General features: G+C 72.5%; 11 protein-coding genes. 4 read left to right on the top strand and 7 right to left on the bottom strand.

The annotated features are described in order from the left end of the window. Positions 1-85: 85 nt before the first annotated feature. Complete coding sequence (locus PSQ21_RS25425; RefSeq protein ID WP_274033284.1) at positions 86-1,393, top strand: C40 family peptidase; 1,308 nt, start codon at positions 86-88, stop codon at positions 1,391-1,393. Between the two features lie 71 nt (positions 1,394-1,464). Here the strand turns inward: PSQ21_RS25425 and PSQ21_RS25420 are convergent, their stop codons facing one another. The 5 genes from PSQ21_RS25420 to PSQ21_RS25400 are packed head-to-tail and all read right to left on the bottom strand — an operon-like array spanning position 1,465 to position 7,546. Beyond that, a complete protein-coding gene (locus PSQ21_RS25420; protein WP_274033282.1) occupies positions 1,465-2,700 on the bottom strand; it encodes a styrene monooxygenase/indole monooxygenase family protein in 1,236 nt (411 codons plus the stop codon). 47 nt (positions 2,701-2,747) lie between these two features. Further along, positions 2,748-3,398: a GTP-binding protein gene (locus tag PSQ21_RS25415; protein ID WP_274033281.1), complete on the bottom strand. Its 651-nt coding sequence runs from the start codon at positions 3,396-3,398 to the stop codon at positions 2,748-2,750. Further along, positions 3,379-3,795, bottom strand: a complete 417-nt coding sequence (locus PSQ21_RS25410; protein ID WP_274033280.1) for a DUF742 domain-containing protein — start codon at positions 3,793-3,795, stop codon at positions 3,379-3,381. Before PSQ21_RS25410 ends, PSQ21_RS25415 begins: the two co-directional genes overlap by 20 nt. Further along, positions 3,792-4,283 (bottom strand): roadblock/LC7 domain-containing protein, encoded by a 492-nt coding sequence (locus tag PSQ21_RS25405; protein ID WP_274033278.1) that lies wholly within the window; start codon positions 4,281-4,283, stop codon positions 3,792-3,794. The genes PSQ21_RS25410 and PSQ21_RS25405 overlap by 4 nt, the downstream gene beginning before the upstream one ends. After that, complete coding sequence (locus PSQ21_RS25400; protein ID WP_274033277.1) at positions 4,280-7,546, bottom strand: sensor histidine kinase; 3,267 nt, start codon at positions 7,544-7,546, stop codon at positions 4,280-4,282. The genes PSQ21_RS25405 and PSQ21_RS25400 overlap by 4 nt, the downstream gene beginning before the upstream one ends. Positions 7,547-7,909: 363 nt before the next feature. Here PSQ21_RS25400 and PSQ21_RS25395 point away from each other — a divergent pair, with 363 nt between their 5' ends. Further along, positions 7,910-8,704, top strand: a complete 795-nt coding sequence (locus PSQ21_RS25395) for a protein phosphatase 2C domain-containing protein (protein ID WP_274033275.1) — start codon at positions 7,910-7,912, stop codon at positions 8,702-8,704. Positions 8,705-8,744: 40 nt separating this feature from the next. Here PSQ21_RS25395 and PSQ21_RS25390 read toward each other — a convergent pair whose 3' ends face one another. Beyond that, positions 8,745-9,227: a MarR family winged helix-turn-helix transcriptional regulator gene (locus tag PSQ21_RS25390; protein ID WP_274033274.1), complete on the bottom strand. Its 483-nt coding sequence runs from the start codon at positions 9,225-9,227 to the stop codon at positions 8,745-8,747. 332 nt (positions 9,228-9,559) lie between these two features. Between PSQ21_RS25390 and PSQ21_RS25385 the strand changes: the two genes are divergently transcribed. Further along, on the top strand, positions 9,560-10,312 hold the full coding sequence (locus PSQ21_RS25385; RefSeq protein ID WP_274035932.1) for a polysaccharide deacetylase family protein: 753 nt from the start codon (positions 9,560-9,562) through the stop codon (positions 10,310-10,312). Positions 10,313-10,435: 123 nt separating this feature from the next. Here PSQ21_RS25385 and lon read toward each other — a convergent pair whose 3' ends face one another. After that, the gene (gene lon / locus PSQ21_RS25380) at positions 10,436-12,868 is read right to left on the bottom strand and encodes an endopeptidase La (protein ID WP_274033272.1); all 2,433 of its coding nucleotides are present in this window, start codon (positions 12,866-12,868) and stop codon (positions 10,436-10,438) included. 337 nt (positions 12,869-13,205) lie between these two features. Between lon and PSQ21_RS25375 the strand changes: the two genes are divergently transcribed. After that, positions 13,206-13,925: a spermidine synthase gene (locus tag PSQ21_RS25375; protein WP_274033270.1), complete on the top strand. Its 720-nt coding sequence runs from the start codon at positions 13,206-13,208 to the stop codon at positions 13,923-13,925. Positions 13,926-14,071: the final 146 nt, after the last annotated feature.

Here is a 14,071-nt window from a genome sequence, read left to right as displayed (position 1 = left end):
TGACACCACGTGACCGGATTATCGGATTCGCCCATGTATGGACGGGCCCGATGCCGGGCTACGTCTCCGTCACGGAGGTGATGTCGTGTCAGGCAGACTCCTGCGCGTGGTCTGCACGACCGCGCTGGCCGCGGTGCTCACCGTCTCCCCCGCCACCGCCGCGTCGGCCGCACCCGGCCCCGTACCGTCCGAGGAGCCCTCCGGAACGGCCGATCCGGACGCGACGGACGCGGAGGAGCCCGACGCGGCAGAGGACCCGGAGGACCCCGGCGGTTCCGAGGCGCCGGAGGACTCCGGCGGGTCCGACGCGACGGAGGTCGACGCCGAGACCGCTCTCGGTGCGCCCGGGGCGCCCAGGAGCGTCGCCGCCCTGCTGCGCGAGCTGCAGACCCGCTACCAGGCGGCGGAGGAGGCGAGCGAGACCTACAACGCCACCGCGGAGAAGCTGAAGCAGCGGACCGCTCAGGTGAAGAAGGTGAACGCGGACCTGGCGAAGGCGCGGGCCGCGCTGAAGCTCAGCCGCGGGGACGCCGGCCGGCTGGCCCGGGAGCAGTACCAGGGGCGGACCGAGTTCTCCGCGTACCTCCGGCTGCTGCTGTCCCGTGATCCCCTGCGGGCCCTGGACCAGACGCACGTCGTGCGGCGGCTGGCCGCGAACCGCGCGGCGGCCGTGGACCGGCTGACCGAGGACGCCCGGCGGGCCGACGCGCTGGCCACCGCCTCCCGCAAGGCGCTGGACCAGCAGAAGGAGCTGGCCGCCCGGCAGAAGAAGCAGCGTGACGCCGTGCGCGACAGGCTCAAGGAGGTCGAGGGGCTGCTGGCCACGCTCTCCGAGGAGCAGATGACCCAGCTCGCCGGTCTCGAACAGCGGGGCGTGGACGAGGCGCAGCGCGAACTGGTGGCCTCCGGCGCGCTCAGCTCCGCCCGGCCGCCCACCCGGCAGGGCGGCGACGCCGTCGCGTACGCGGTCCGGCAGATCGGCAAGCCGTACGTGTGGGGGGCCGAGGGCCCCGACTCCTTCGACTGCTCCGGGCTCACCTCCCAGGCCTGGTCGGCGGCGGGGCGGACGATCCCGCGCACCTCGCAGGAGCAGTGGAAGCAGCTCCCGAAGGTGCCGGTCTCCGCGCTGCGCCCCGGAGACCTGGTGATCTACTTCCCGAAGGCGACCCACGTGGCGCTGTACATCGGCGACGGCCTGGTGGTGCAGGCGCCGCGCCCCGGCACGAAGGTCAAGGTCTCACCCCTGGCGTCGAACCCGCTGCTGGGCGCCGTCCGGCCCGACCCCGACGGCACCCCGCTGTCCACGTACACGCTCCCGGAGCTGCCGGAGGGCGCGCGCGACGGCGCGGACACCGGGTACGGCACGGAGGCCGCTCCGGACGCCACCCCGTAGACCGGTACGGACAGACCTCGGCGGCCGGACCGACGGTGCGGGTCCGGCCGCCGAAGCGGTGGGCGGGCCGCTCAGGCTCCGGAGACCGAGGCCAGGTACGCGTTGGTCTTCTCCGGCTCGTAGAAGAAGTTCTCGAAGTCCGCCGGGTTGTTGAACCCGTTGGCGAAGCGGTCCGCGACGGGCTGGAGCTGACCGGCCGCGCCGATCAGGTTCAGCACGTGCTCCGGCGGGACGCCGAGCATCGCGTTGGTCCACTTCGTGACGTGCTGCGCTGTCTCCCAGTAGCGGTCGAACGTGGACTGCATCCACGCCGCGTCGAACTCCTTCCCGCCGTGCTCGATGATCGCGTCGAGGTACGCGTTAGCGCACTTGGAGGCGGAGTTGGAGCCCTGGCCGGTGATCGGGTCGTTGGCGACGACGACGTCCGCGACGCCGAGGACCAGGCCGCCGCCGGGCAGCCGGCCGATCGGCTTGCGGACCGTGGGGGCGTAGCGGCCGGCGAGGGTGCCGTTGGCGTCGGTCAGCTCGACCTTGGTGGCGCGGGCGTACTCCCACGGCGTGAACCGCTCCATGAGTTCCAGCGTCTTCGCGAGGTGCTCGGAGGGGTCCTTGATGCCCTGGAAGGCATCGAGCGGGCCGCCGGGGATGCCCTCCCAGAAGAGGATGTCGGCGCGGCCGGAGGTGGTGAGCGTCGGCATCACGAACAGCTCGCCGACGCCCGGCACCAGGTTGCAGCGGACCGCGTCGAACTCCGGGTGCTCGGGGCGGGGTCCCATGCCGTGGACGTACGCCACGGCCAGCGCGCGCTGCGGGGCGTCGAACGGCGAACGGGCCGCGTCCCGGCCGAACATGGAGACCAGCTCACCCTTGCCGGCCGAGACCATCACCAGGTCGTAGGTGCGGGAGAAGTAGTCCAGGTCGGAGACAGCGGCCCCGTGGATGACGAGCTGCCCGCCGCGCTGGGCGAAGGTCTCCATCCAGCCGGCCATCTTCACGCGCTGGTCGACGGACTGGGCGAAGCCGTCCAGTTTGCCGACCCAGTCGATGGCGCGGGAGGAGTCGGGGGCGGCGACGGAGACGCCGAGTCCCTCGATCTTCGGGGCCTGGGACTCCCAGAAGTTCAGCTGGTAGTCCCGCTCGTGCTGGAGCGCGGTGTGGAACATGCACTGCGTCGACATGACCCGGCCGGTGCGGATCTCGTCGGCGGTGCGGTTGGACATCAGGGTGACTTCGTAGCCCCTGGACTGCAGTCCCAGGGCCAGCTGGAGCCCGGACTGGCCGGCTCCGACTATGAGTATCTTCCGCATCGCGGCTCTCCGTTGTCTCTGTTTCGAGGAGGTCCGAGGGACGGCCCTCAGACGGGGGTGACGTCGAGAGCGTGGCCCACCAGGGCGAGCAGCGACTCGACGACCGTGATCCTGTTACGAGCGTCCATGATCACTACCGGGACCTGCGGGGGTACGGTCAGGGCCTCCCTGACGTCCTCCGCCTCGTAACCGGGCGTCCCCTCGAAGTGGTTGACGGCCACGATGTACGGCAGCCCGCAGCTCTCGAAGTAGTCGAGCGCGGGGAAGCAGTCCTCCAGCCGCCGGGTGTCGGCGAGGACGACCGCGCCGATCGCCCCGCGCACCAGGTCGTCCCACATGAACCAGAAGCGCTGCTGGCCCGGGGTGCCGAAGACGTACAGGACGAGGTCGTCCTCCAGCGTGAGCCGGCCGAAGTCCATGGCCACGGTGGTCGTGGTCTTCTCCGGTGTCGCGGAGAGGTCGTCGGTCTCCTCGCTGGCCTGGGTCATCAGCGCTTCGGTCTGCAACGGCGTGATCTCGGAGACCGAGCCGACGAACGTCGTCTTGCCGACGCCGAATCCGCCCGCCACCACGATCTTGGTAGCGGTGGGCGCGCGGGTGTGGTCGAGCTGCCAGGCCTGGAGGGACTCCTCGGCCTGCTCCCGGGGCCCCGGCTGGCGCGGGGCGAAGAGCGGCGCCTCAGAGACGGCGGAGTCCATTGAGCACCCTTTCGAGCAGTGCGCGGTCGGGCTGGCCGGCACCGTGACCGGTTCCGTACACGCGGATCTTTCCCTGGTCGGCCAGGTCGCTGAGCAGCACCCGGACGACTCCGAGCGGCATCTTCAACAGGGCCGAGACCTCCGCGACCGTACGCATCCGGCGGCAGAGTTCGACGATGGCCCTGAGCTCCGGCATCACGCGCGAGGCGAGGTTGCCTCCTGTGAGCTCCCGGCGCTCGTCGGGTGGATCGAGGGCCGCGACGAACGTCTCGACCAGCAGGACGTGCCCGAAGCGGGTGCGACCGCCGGTGAGGGAGTACGGGCGGACCCGGGCGGGGCGTTTGTCCGCCCCTCGGACGGGGAGCCGGGGGGCGGGTTCCGCGGCGGCGGTGGTCACAGGGCGCTCTCCATCGATGTGCGCAGCTCACTGCGGAGTTCGGGGGTGAGTACGTGTCCGGCCCGGCCGACGAAGAGGGCCATGTGGTAGGCGACGACGCTCATGTCGCAGTCCGGGGTGGCGTGGACGCCGAGGAGGGAGCCGTCGCTGATCGACATGACGAAGACGCTGCCCTCGTCCATGGCGACCATCGTCTGCTTGATGCCGCCGCCGTCCATCAGCTTCGCGGCTCCGACGGTCAGCGAGCCGATGCCGGAGACGATCGTGGCCAGGTCGGCGCTGGAACCCCTCGGCCCGTCCGGCTTCCCGGCGGCCGGTCCGGCCGCCTTCGCGGTCAGATGGCCGGGGTCGGAGGAGAGCAGCATCAGGCCGTCGGACGAGACGACGGTGACCGAGCGGACCCCTGGCACCTCCTCCACGAGATTGCTCAGCAACCAGTGAAGGTTCCGGGCTTCGGTACTCAGCCCGCATGTGCTGGGCGCAGTCAACTGCGTGCCTCCTCGACTGTGTCCCCCGTCTCTTCGTTCCGGCCGTCCGCCCGGCCGCCGGTCCCGGCGGTCCGTGCGGTCCTTGCGTTCCGTGTGTCCTGTGCGGCCCCTGTGGCGTGTGCGGTGGTGCTCTCGTGCCCCGTACGCCCGGCGGGTACGCCCCCGGGGCCGGCGACGGCGATGCCACCGGTCTCGGCGATCTCCGCCTCGACGTCGCGCCTGCCCTCCTTCGCCGCCTGGTGGAAGCTGCCGAGCCGACGGCGCAGGGCATCCCGGTCGAGGCTGCCGGTGCGCCCGGGGGCGGGGGTCGAGTCGGGCCGGACCACCTTGGGGGTGCGCTTGGGCAGCCCCTTGTCGGTGATCCGTCCGGCCTCGGGCCGGCGGGGGCCCGGGACGGTGTCGGCGGGGGCGGGTGCGGAGGCCGCTTCGGCGTGGGGCGCGGGGCGGAATGCGGGCCCGTCCGGGTCCTGGCCCCCCGGGCCGGTCTCGGCCGGGCGCTCATGGCGGTCGGGGCCGATCGCGTACGGGCCGGCGGTGCCCGGCAGGGCCGGGGAGTCCACTGCCGCCGGGGCGTCGGGGGCCGCGGGGGCCACCGGGTCTGCCGGGGGAGGCTTCGGGAGCCGGACCTGCAGGGTGATCTCGGAATCCGACTCGGCTCCGGAATCGGCCCCGTGCCCGGCGTCGGTGCCGGCCCCGGCATCGGTTCCGCTTCCGCTATCGGTTCCGCTTCCGCTTTCGGCCTCGGGGGCCGCGCCCGGCTGCCGCGTGTCCTGCTCCCGCGGCGGTACGGCGGTGGCGTCCGGGCCCTCGTCGGGCACCGCGCTTTCGGCCGCCGTCTCCTCGGCTGCCACGTTCTCGGCCGCCGCGTTCTCGCGGATCGTCCGCTCGGCGGCGACGATCAAGGGGTCGACGGCGGGCAGGGGCTCGGCGGGCGTCTCGGGGGCGTTCCCCGCTTCCGGGCCCGCCGCCGCCCCGGGCTCCGAGGTCGGTGCCGGGTCCGGCACCGGCTCCGCTTCGGTGGTGGTCCCGGGCTCGGGCCCCGAGGACGGGAGCGGTGAACGGCTGGGCAGGGAGTTGGAGTTCGCCTCCGCCACCGAGCCCGGGAGGTTGAGCGTGGGCGCGTCACCGGGAAGCTGTACGGCGGGCGGCGAGGAGGCGGGCAGGGAGTTGGGCAGCAGGGCGTCCGGCAGGACGACGACGGCCGTCACACCACTCCCCTTCTGCTCGCGGAGCTGGACCCGCACCCCGTGCCGGGCGGCCAGCAACGACGTGACCTGGAGGCCGAGTCCGGCCCCGGTCATGTCGATGTGCCGCTCCCCCGGCTCGAACGAGGCCGGGTCGGCCAGCCTGGCATTGAGTTCGCCCATCCGGACCGTCGACATGCCGATGCCCGCGTCCGACACGGAGAGCATCACCTCGCCGCTCTCCAACAGCCAGCCGGACAGCTCGACCTGGGAGTCGGGCGGCGAGAAGGATGTCGCGTTCTCCAGGAGTTCGGCGAGGAGATGGCTGAGGTCGTCGGCGGCGAACCCGGCGATCTGGGCGTGCGGCGGCAGGGACTGGATGGTGACCCGCTCGTACCGCTCGATCTCGCTCACGGCCGCGCGCGCCACGTCGACCAGCGGGATCGGCCCGGCGTGGCCGTGGCCGTGCTCGGCGCCCGCGAGGACGAGCATGTTCTCGCTGTGGCGGCGCATGACCGTGGCCATGTGGTCCAGCTTGAACAGGGTGGCCAGGCGTTCCGCGTCCTGCTCGCGCTCCTCCAGGCCCTCGATGACCCCGAGCTGCCGCTCGACCAGTCCGAGCGTGCGCAGGGAGAGGTTGACGAAGGTGTGGTTGACCGTGTTCTTCAGCTGCTCCAGCTGGGTGGCCAGCTCGGCGGCCCGCGTCTGGAGTTCGGCGCGCTGGGCCACGAGGGTCTCGCGGCCCGCGACCAGCTTGGTCCGTTCGCCGGTCAGGCTCTCGACGCGTCCGCCGAGGTCCTGGTGCAGGGTGGTGAGCCTGCCGTGCAGCGCGTTCATCGACCGTACGACCTGGGCGAATTCGTCGTTGCGGCCGGTGTAGCGGACCGGTTCGGCGCTCTCGGGGTCCTCGGCGAGGCGCGCGGCGCCGATGCGCAGGACGGCGAGCGGCTGGGTGAGGGTGCGGGCGACGGCGGTGGAGACGCCCACGGCGAGGAGGAAGCAGCCGCCGAGCAGGGCGATGCTCAGTTCGAGGGCGGTGACGTCGTCGTCGCGGAGGCCTTCCAGGTGCTGGACCTGGCCGGTGGTCAGGGCCGACTCGACGCTGCGCATCCGGTCGACGCGGGCGGAGAGCGCGGCCTCCAGCTTCTTGGGGCTGATCCTGCGCTCCGCCTCCGACAGCTCGGGGCGGTCGGTGAGGCGGGTGAGGTACTTCTCCGCGTCGTTGACCTCGGATCCGGTGACGGTGGCGGAGAGCTTGTCGCGGGCCTCCGGGTCCGCCGCCTGGTCGAAGTCGGCCAGCGCGGCCAGCTCCCGGACGCGGGCCTGCTGGGCGGCGGCGCTCAGCTCGTCGCGTTCGCGGTCGGCCCGGGTGCCGCCCTCGTCCTGGGTCGCCACCGGCAGCCCGGTGAAGGGATCCGTCTCGGCCTCGGGGCTCGGTACGGCGAGCGCGGCGAGGAGGAGCCCGCGGGTGGCGGAGGCCTGCTCGGCCGCGCCGCCGAGGGTGAGCGGGGCCCGGGTGGCGTCGGCGGCGCGCGGCGGGGTCTTCCCCGCCAGTTCGGCGGCGATGCCGTGCAGCTTGGCGATGACGTCGGAGTACGCCTGGTGCGCCTCCAGGGCCGAGCCCTTGCCGGTCAGCGCCTCACGGCGCAGCGAGGAAACCGTCGAGAGGTCGCGGCGCAGGGCCGCCGGGGCCGCCTCGTGGATCTCGTCGATCTGCTGGTCGACGCGGGTGGTGCGGGCGGTGCGGTTCTTCGCGCCGTCGTCGTCGGCTTTCTCGTCCCTGCCGTCGGCGATGTACGCGGTGATGGCGTCACGCTCGTCGGCGAGGGAGTGCCCGAGGGTGACCGCCTGCCGGTTCAGCTCCGCGAGCGTGACCAGCCGCTGGGACTCGGTCAGATCGGCGGAGGCCCCGAGCACGGCGGGGGCGCCCGCCGCTATGACGATGACGCCGACGACCGCGACACCGGCGACCAGTCGGCTGCGCACCCGCACGGTCCGCTTGTCCGTGCCGGGCGCCGGAGGCGTCGCCCCGGAACCGTCGCGCGTCGTGCCCTTGCTCCGCGGCCGCTTCATCTGCACCGGTGCTCGCAATCTTGACTCGTCCACCCTTGAAGCAGAGGTGACGCACGGTCACATGGAAGGGCGCCCCGCTCCTGGTACGGCTTCTGACCATTCCAGCGCTTTTGAGAGGGGGGCGCGCATCAACCGCTCCGCCACTCGAAGGAGTGAACATCACTCTTGAGTTGGCGAACAAGTCTCCCCCGGTGCGCCCCTGACCATGCGTGGACCATGGGGTGGAACTTCCGCCCCGCCTTTGGCAGGATGCCCGCCCGCATCGGTCCGGAGCCGCCCCTTCCGTTCCGTGCGCCCGCGTTGACCTGCTGGTACAGGCCATTCCCGGCCGCGTGCGGAGGAAGTGAAGGGCTCGTGCAGACTGGCTGCATGCGCATCGAACTCGCCACCGCGCCCGGCAGCCGCGAACGCCCCAACGAGGACTGGGCCTCCGGGGCCCTTCCCGCGTCCGGCCAGGGCGGTGTGCTGGTCCTGCTCGATGGCGTCACCCCTCCGCGGGGGGACGACGGTTGTGTGCATGCGGTCCCGTGGTTCACCGCACGGCTGGGCGGCGCGCTGGTGGAACTGTCCGGTTCCCGCCCCGACCTGACCCTGACCGAGGTCCTGGCCGAGGCCATCTCCCGTACAGCCGACACGCACCGATCCACCTGTGACCTTTCTCACGTACGTACGCCTCAGGCGACCGTGGTCCTGGCGCGCTGGGACGAACACGCGATCGACCACCTGGTGCTCTCCGACTCGGTCCTGCTGCTGGAGTCCCTCGACGGCACGGTCCGGGCGGTCCTCGACGACCGGCTGGACCTGCTGCCGCCCGGCTCGCTCGCCTCGGACGAGATCGCCGATTCCACGGTTCGCAACAAGGAGGGCGGTTTCTTCACCGCCGCCGCCGATCCGTCGGTGGCGGCGCGCGCGGTGACGGGCAGCACCCCGGTGGCCGGCGTCCGGGCCCTCGCCGCGCTCACGGACGGCGCGGCCCGCTGGACGGAGGTGTTCGGTGAGGGCGACTGGACGGATGCGCTGGGGCTGCTGCGGAAGGCGGGGCCGCAGGGCCTGATCGACCGGGTGCGGGAGCTGGAGGGCGCCGACGCGGCGGCCGGGCGCGTACGGCTGCGGCGTGGCAAGACGCACGACGACGCCACCGCGCTTCTGGTGGAGCTGGACTGAGCCTCCGCGCGGCTCCCCGGCGGGCGCCCCGCCCCCGCGCTCAGCTCTCGGCGCGGGCGTTCAGCTGGTGCAGGAGCCTGGCCAGTTCTGCGACCTCGGCCCGGTCCCAGTCGGCCAGTTTGCGCACATAGCGCCCCCGGCGGGCGTCCCGGACGCTGCGGAAGCGGGCCAGGCCGTCACCGGTGAGGCGGACGAGCCAGGCCCGCCCGTCGGCCGGGTCGGGTTCGCGGGCCACCAGCCCGAGGTTCTCCAGCGAGTGCAGCTGGCGGCTCATGGTGGCCTTGCCGACGCCGAAGTAGGCGGCCAGTTCGGTGGCCCGCTGCCGGCCCGCCGCCTCCAGGCGGACGAGCAGGCCGTAGGCGGCGGGCTCCAGTTCGGGGTGGACCTCCCGGGCCATGTCGCCCGAGGTGGCGCGCGCCCGCCGCAGGAACACGGCCAACTCACGCTCCAGCGCCAGAAATGCGTGGTCCACGCCACTTCCGTCCGTCGCGCCCGGCTCCGGCTCGCTGTCGATCCCGCGCACGTCAGTACCCCTCGTACGGTTTCCTGCCGATGAAAGTTTCTTCCGCGACCGGTCGACGCCGCAGTTCAGCCAGTATTTCGCAGGAATGGGCCCAGGGCGGCAGCCCGCCCCTCCGCAGGCCCTGCCGGGCGGGTGCCGTCGGCACGCCGTGACCCGCACCGCGGCCGGCCGGCGGAGGACCCTCGCCCCCCTCGGGGCCTGACCCCCGGGCCCGCGGCACCCTCGGACCCACCGCTATACACACCATGTATACGCACTGTGTATAGTCCTCGGCGTACCGCACATCTGTGCGGATTTCCCGCACAGAGGAGTGATGTGTCGTGCCCAGAAAGATGCCGTTGTCCAGAGTGGGGTTGACCGCGGCGCTGGTGACGGCGCTCACACTGGCGGTGAGCGGCTGCTCGATGGACACCACGGCGCCGGGCTCGGCACGCGAGGAGGCGGCGTCCGACGCCAAGGGCTCGTTCGGGCCGGTGGACTGCCGCAAGGCCAAGTGCATCGCCCTGACCTTCGACGCGGGGCCGGGCAAGGACACGCCGAGGCTGCTGGACATCCTCAAGGAGAAGAAGGTGCACGCCACGTTCTTCCTGCTCGGCAAGCACCACGTCATCAAGCACCCCGACACGGTGCGGCGCATCGAGGACGAGGGCCACGAGGTCGCCAACCACACCTGGACCCACAAGATCCTGACCGACCAGGGGCCGGACAAGATACGCGCCGAGCTGGAGAAGACGCAGCTCGCCATCGAGAAGATCACCGGCAAGAAGCCCCGGCTGATGCGCCCGCCGCAGGGCCGCACCGACGACACGGTCTCGGAGATCAGCAAGGACCTGGGGCTCTCCCAGGTGCTGTGGAGCGCCACCGCCAAGGACTACTCGACGAACGACTCCGCGCTGATCAAGAAGCGGATCCTGGACCAGGCGAGCAAGGACGGCGTCATCCTGCTGCACGACATCTACAAGGGCACCGTCCCCGCCGTGCCCGGGATCATCGACGCGCTCCAGAAGGACGGCTACACCTTCGTGACCGTCCCCGAGCTGATGGCCCCGGCCGTGCCGGAGCCGGGCACGATCTACCGCCCCTGACCGGCTGCCGCCCCCGACCGGCCGGGCTGCCGGCACATGGAACGGCCCGCTCCCGTCGACTCGGGAAGCGGGCCGTCCGTACCGGTCGCGCACCTGATGCCGCGCCCGTCACTCGCGCGGCGGTCAGGCGGCGGCCGGGATCCTCTCCCCGGTCCTGGCCTCGCGACCGGCCGAGGCCGGGGCGAGGGCGATCTCCAGCACCTGGCGGACGTCGGTGACCGGGTGGACCTCCAGCTTCTCCAGCACCTCGGCCGGGACGTCGTCCAGGTCGGCCTCGTTGCGCTGGGGGATCACCACGGTGGTGATGCCCGCCCGGTGCGCGGCCAGCAGCTTCTGCTTGAGGCCGCCGATCGGCAGCACCCGTCCGGTCAGCGACACCTCGCCGGTCATCGCCACATCCGTACGGACCAGCCGACCGGAGAGCAGCGAGGCCAGGGCGGTCGTCAGGGTGATGCCCGCGCTCGGGCCGTCCTTGGGGACCGCGCCCGCCGGGAAGTGGATGTGTACACCCCGGTCCTTGAGGTCCGCGACCGGCAGCTCCAGCTCCGCGCCGTGCGACCGCAGGAAGCTCAGCGCGATCTGCGCCGACTCCTTCATGACCTCCCCGAGCTGACCGGTCAGGGTCAGTCCCGACGCCCCGGTCTCCGGGTCGGCGAGCGACGCCTCGACGAAGAGGACGTCACCGCCCGCCCCGGTCACCGCGAGCCCGGTGGCCACGCCCGGCACCGCGGTGCGGCGCTCGGCCGGGTCCTGGGCGGACTCGGGCACGTGGTGCGGGCGGCCGATGAGGCCGCGCAGATCCGCGTCGGTCACCGCGAACGGCAGCTCGCGGTCGCCCAGCTCGTGCTGGGCCGCGACCTTGCGGAGCAGGCGGGCCACCGCCCGCTCCAGATTCCTGACGCCCGCCTCGCGGGTGTACTCGCCGGCCAGCTTGCGCAGCGCCGACTCCTCCAGGGCGACCTCGTCCTTCTCCAGTCCGGCCCGCTCCAGCTGGCGCGGGAGCAGGTGGTCCCGGGCGATGACGACCTTCTCGTCCTCGGTGTAACCGTCGAGGCGGACCAGCTCCATGCGGTCGAGCAGGGGCTCCGGGATGGCTTCGAGCACGTTGGCGGTGGCGAGGAAGACGACATCGCTGAGGTCGAGCTCGACCTCCAGGTAGTGGTCGCGGAAGGTGTGGTTCTGGGCCGGGTCGAGGACTTCGAGGAGGGCGGCGGCCGGGTCGCCCCGGAAGTCGGAGCCGACCTTGTCGATCTCGTCGAGCAGGACGACCGGGTTCATCGAACCGGCCTCCTTGATGGCCCGCACGATACGGCCGGGGAGCGCGCCCACGTACGTACGCCGGTGGCCGCGGATCTCCGCCTCGTCCCGGACACCGCCGAGCGCGACACGGACGAACTTACGGCCCATGGCGTGCGCGACGGACTCGCCGAGGGAGGTCTTGCCGACGCCGGGCGGGCCGACGAGGGCCAGCACCGCGCCGCCTCGGCGGCCGCCCACCACCCCCAGCCCCCGGTCGGCACGGCGCTTGCGCACCGCGAGGTACTCGGTGATGCGTTCCTTCACGTCGGCGAGGCCGGCGTGCTCGGCGTCCAGGACCTCCTGGGCGCCGCGGATGTCGTAGGCGTCCTCGGTCCGCTCGGTCCAGGGCAGTTCGAGGACGGTGTCCAGCCAGGTGCGGATCCAGGAGCCCTCGGGCGACTGGTCGCTGGACCGCTCCAGCTTCTCGACCTCCTTGAGCGCGGCCTCCCGGACGTGCTCGGGGAGGTCGGCGGCCTCGACGCGGGCCCGGTAGTCGTCGGACTCGCCCTCCGGGTCGCCGTTGAGCTCGGAGAGCTCCTTGCGTACGGCGTCCAGCTGGCGGCGCAGCAGGAATTCGCGCTGCTGCTTGTCGACGCCGTCCTGGACGTCCTTGGCGATGGATTCGGCAACGTCCTGCTCGGCGAGGTGCTCGCTCAGCCACTGGATGGCGAGCTTCAGCCGGGCGATCGGGTCCGCGGTCTCCAGGAGCTGGACCTTCTGGGCGGTGCTGAGGAACGGCGAGTACCCCGAGTTGTCGGCGAGCGCGGAAACGTCGTCGATCTGCTGGACCCGGTCCACGACCTGCCAGGCTCCACGCTTCTTCAGCCAGCTGGTGGCGAGTGCCTTGTACTCCCGGACGAGTTCGGCGGCGGACCCGGGCAGGGGGTCGGGGGCAGCGGTTTCGAGCACGGTCCCCTCGACCCAGAGCGCCCGGCCGGGCCCACTGGTCCCCGCGCCGATGCGCACCCGGTCACGGGCCCGGATGAGTGCGCCCGGGTCGCCGTCCGACAGGCGTCCGACCTGCTCGACGGTGCCGAGGACACCGGTCCCCGTGTACGTACCGTCGATCCGCGGGACCAGCAGCACCTGGGGCTTGCCCCCGCCGGGACGGGCGGCGGCCTGCGCGGCCTCCACGGCGGCGCGCACCTCGGTGTCGGACAGGTCGAGCGGCACCACCATGCCGGGCAGGACGACCTCGTCGTCGAGCGGCAGCACGGGCAGGTCGATCGGTGTGAACGCCTCGGACTCGTTAGTCATGATCTCCCCTTCGGCAGGCAAGTTGAGCTACGTGGACTCAATGCTCCTGAGCCGCCGAATGTTCCCCAACCCTTGTTCGCTCTGAGCGATCAGACGCGACGACCCGATGCTCCGGGCCGTCCCCCGCTCCCTCCGGGTGGGGTCCGCGCCCTCCCGATGGGGTCCGCTCCCTCCCGGTGGGGCGGTGGGTGCCGGGGCGGTCCCGTGTACGGGAGCGCCGCGGGGCGGACCGTTGTTCCCCGCCCCCGGCGGGGGGGGAACCGGCTGGCCCTCGACCCGGGCGGCGGGACAGGATGAGGGACACCGAACCGCCACGACCGGAGACGAGAGCCACCCGATGCCCGCCATGCCCGCGACGCCCGCCCCCGACCCGATGCCGACGCGTTCCGCCGCCGCCCCCGTCGTCCTCGACCGCCGCGAGGGACCCTTCGGCGAAGTCGTGCTGCGGGCGCGCGGGGAGCACTTCGAGATCATCGCCAACGGCTGCTTCCTGATGGACACCTCGGACGGGCGTTCCGAGCGGCTGCTGATCGACGCCGCGCTGGCCGCCCTGCCCGCCGCGCGGACCGCGCCCACGGTGCTGATCGGCGGCCTGGGTGTCGGCTTCTCGCTGGTACGGGCCGCCGAGGAGGAGCGCTGGGGCCGGATCGTGGTCGTGGAGCGGGAGCAGGCGATCGTGGACTGGCACCTGGCCGGGCCGCTGGAGGGGATCTCCGGTCCGGCGCTGGCCGACCCCCGGACCGGGATCGCGCACACGGACCTCGTCACCCACCTCCGTACCACCACGGAGCGTTACGACGCGCTGTGCCTGGACATCGACAACGGGCCGGACTGGACCGTCACGGAGGACAACGGAAGCCTCTACTCCCCCGCCGGCCTGGCGCACTGCCACGACCGGCTGACCCCGGGCGGAGTGCTCGCCGTCTGGTCCGCGCAGCCGTCGCCGGACTTCGAACAGGCGTTGCGGAATGCCGGGTTCAGCGGGGTTAGGACGGAAGAGGTGGCCGTTGCCCGAGGTGTGCCCGACGTGGTCCATCTCGCACTTCGGGCGGCCTGAACCCCCCTCCCGGTATGCGTGGACCGGCGGCGCCCCGGGGCAACCGGCACAAGGCCGACGATCCGGCCGCCCGGTCGGCGTGAACGCGCCCCTCCGGGCAACACCCTGCGTAGCCGGAAGCCCTCCGCTGCCTTTACGCTGCTGAG

This window comes from Streptomyces sp. MMBL 11-1 (genome assembly GCF_028622875.1).
Classification (GTDB): domain Bacteria; phylum Actinomycetota; class Actinomycetes; order Streptomycetales; family Streptomycetaceae; genus Streptomyces.
Note: the sequence above shows the minus strand (reverse complement) of the source record. Positions and strands in the feature narration are given on the sequence as shown.

What these genes read in the sequence shown, in the direction of transcription:
- PSQ21_RS25415 (WP_274033281.1), bottom strand. Translation starts at nt 3,398, where the DNA reads ATGGACTCCGCCGTCTCTGAGGCGCCGCTCTTCGCCCCGCGCCAGCCG.
- lon (WP_274033272.1), bottom strand. Translation starts at nt 12,868, where the DNA reads ATGACTAACGAGTCCGAGGCGTTCACACCGATCGACCTGCCCGTGCTG.
- PSQ21_RS25375 (WP_274033270.1), top strand. Translation starts at nt 13,206, where the DNA reads ATGCCCGCCATGCCCGCGACGCCCGCCCCCGACCCGATGCCGACGCGT.
- PSQ21_RS25395 (WP_274033275.1), top strand. Translation starts at nt 7,910, where the DNA reads ATGCGCATCGAACTCGCCACCGCGCCCGGCAGCCGCGAACGCCCCAAC.
- PSQ21_RS25420 (WP_274033282.1), bottom strand. Translation starts at nt 2,700, where the DNA reads ATGCGGAAGATACTCATAGTCGGAGCCGGCCAGTCCGGGCTCCAGCTG.
- PSQ21_RS25385 (WP_274035932.1), top strand. Translation starts at nt 9,560, where the DNA reads ATGCCGTTGTCCAGAGTGGGGTTGACCGCGGCGCTGGTGACGGCGCTC.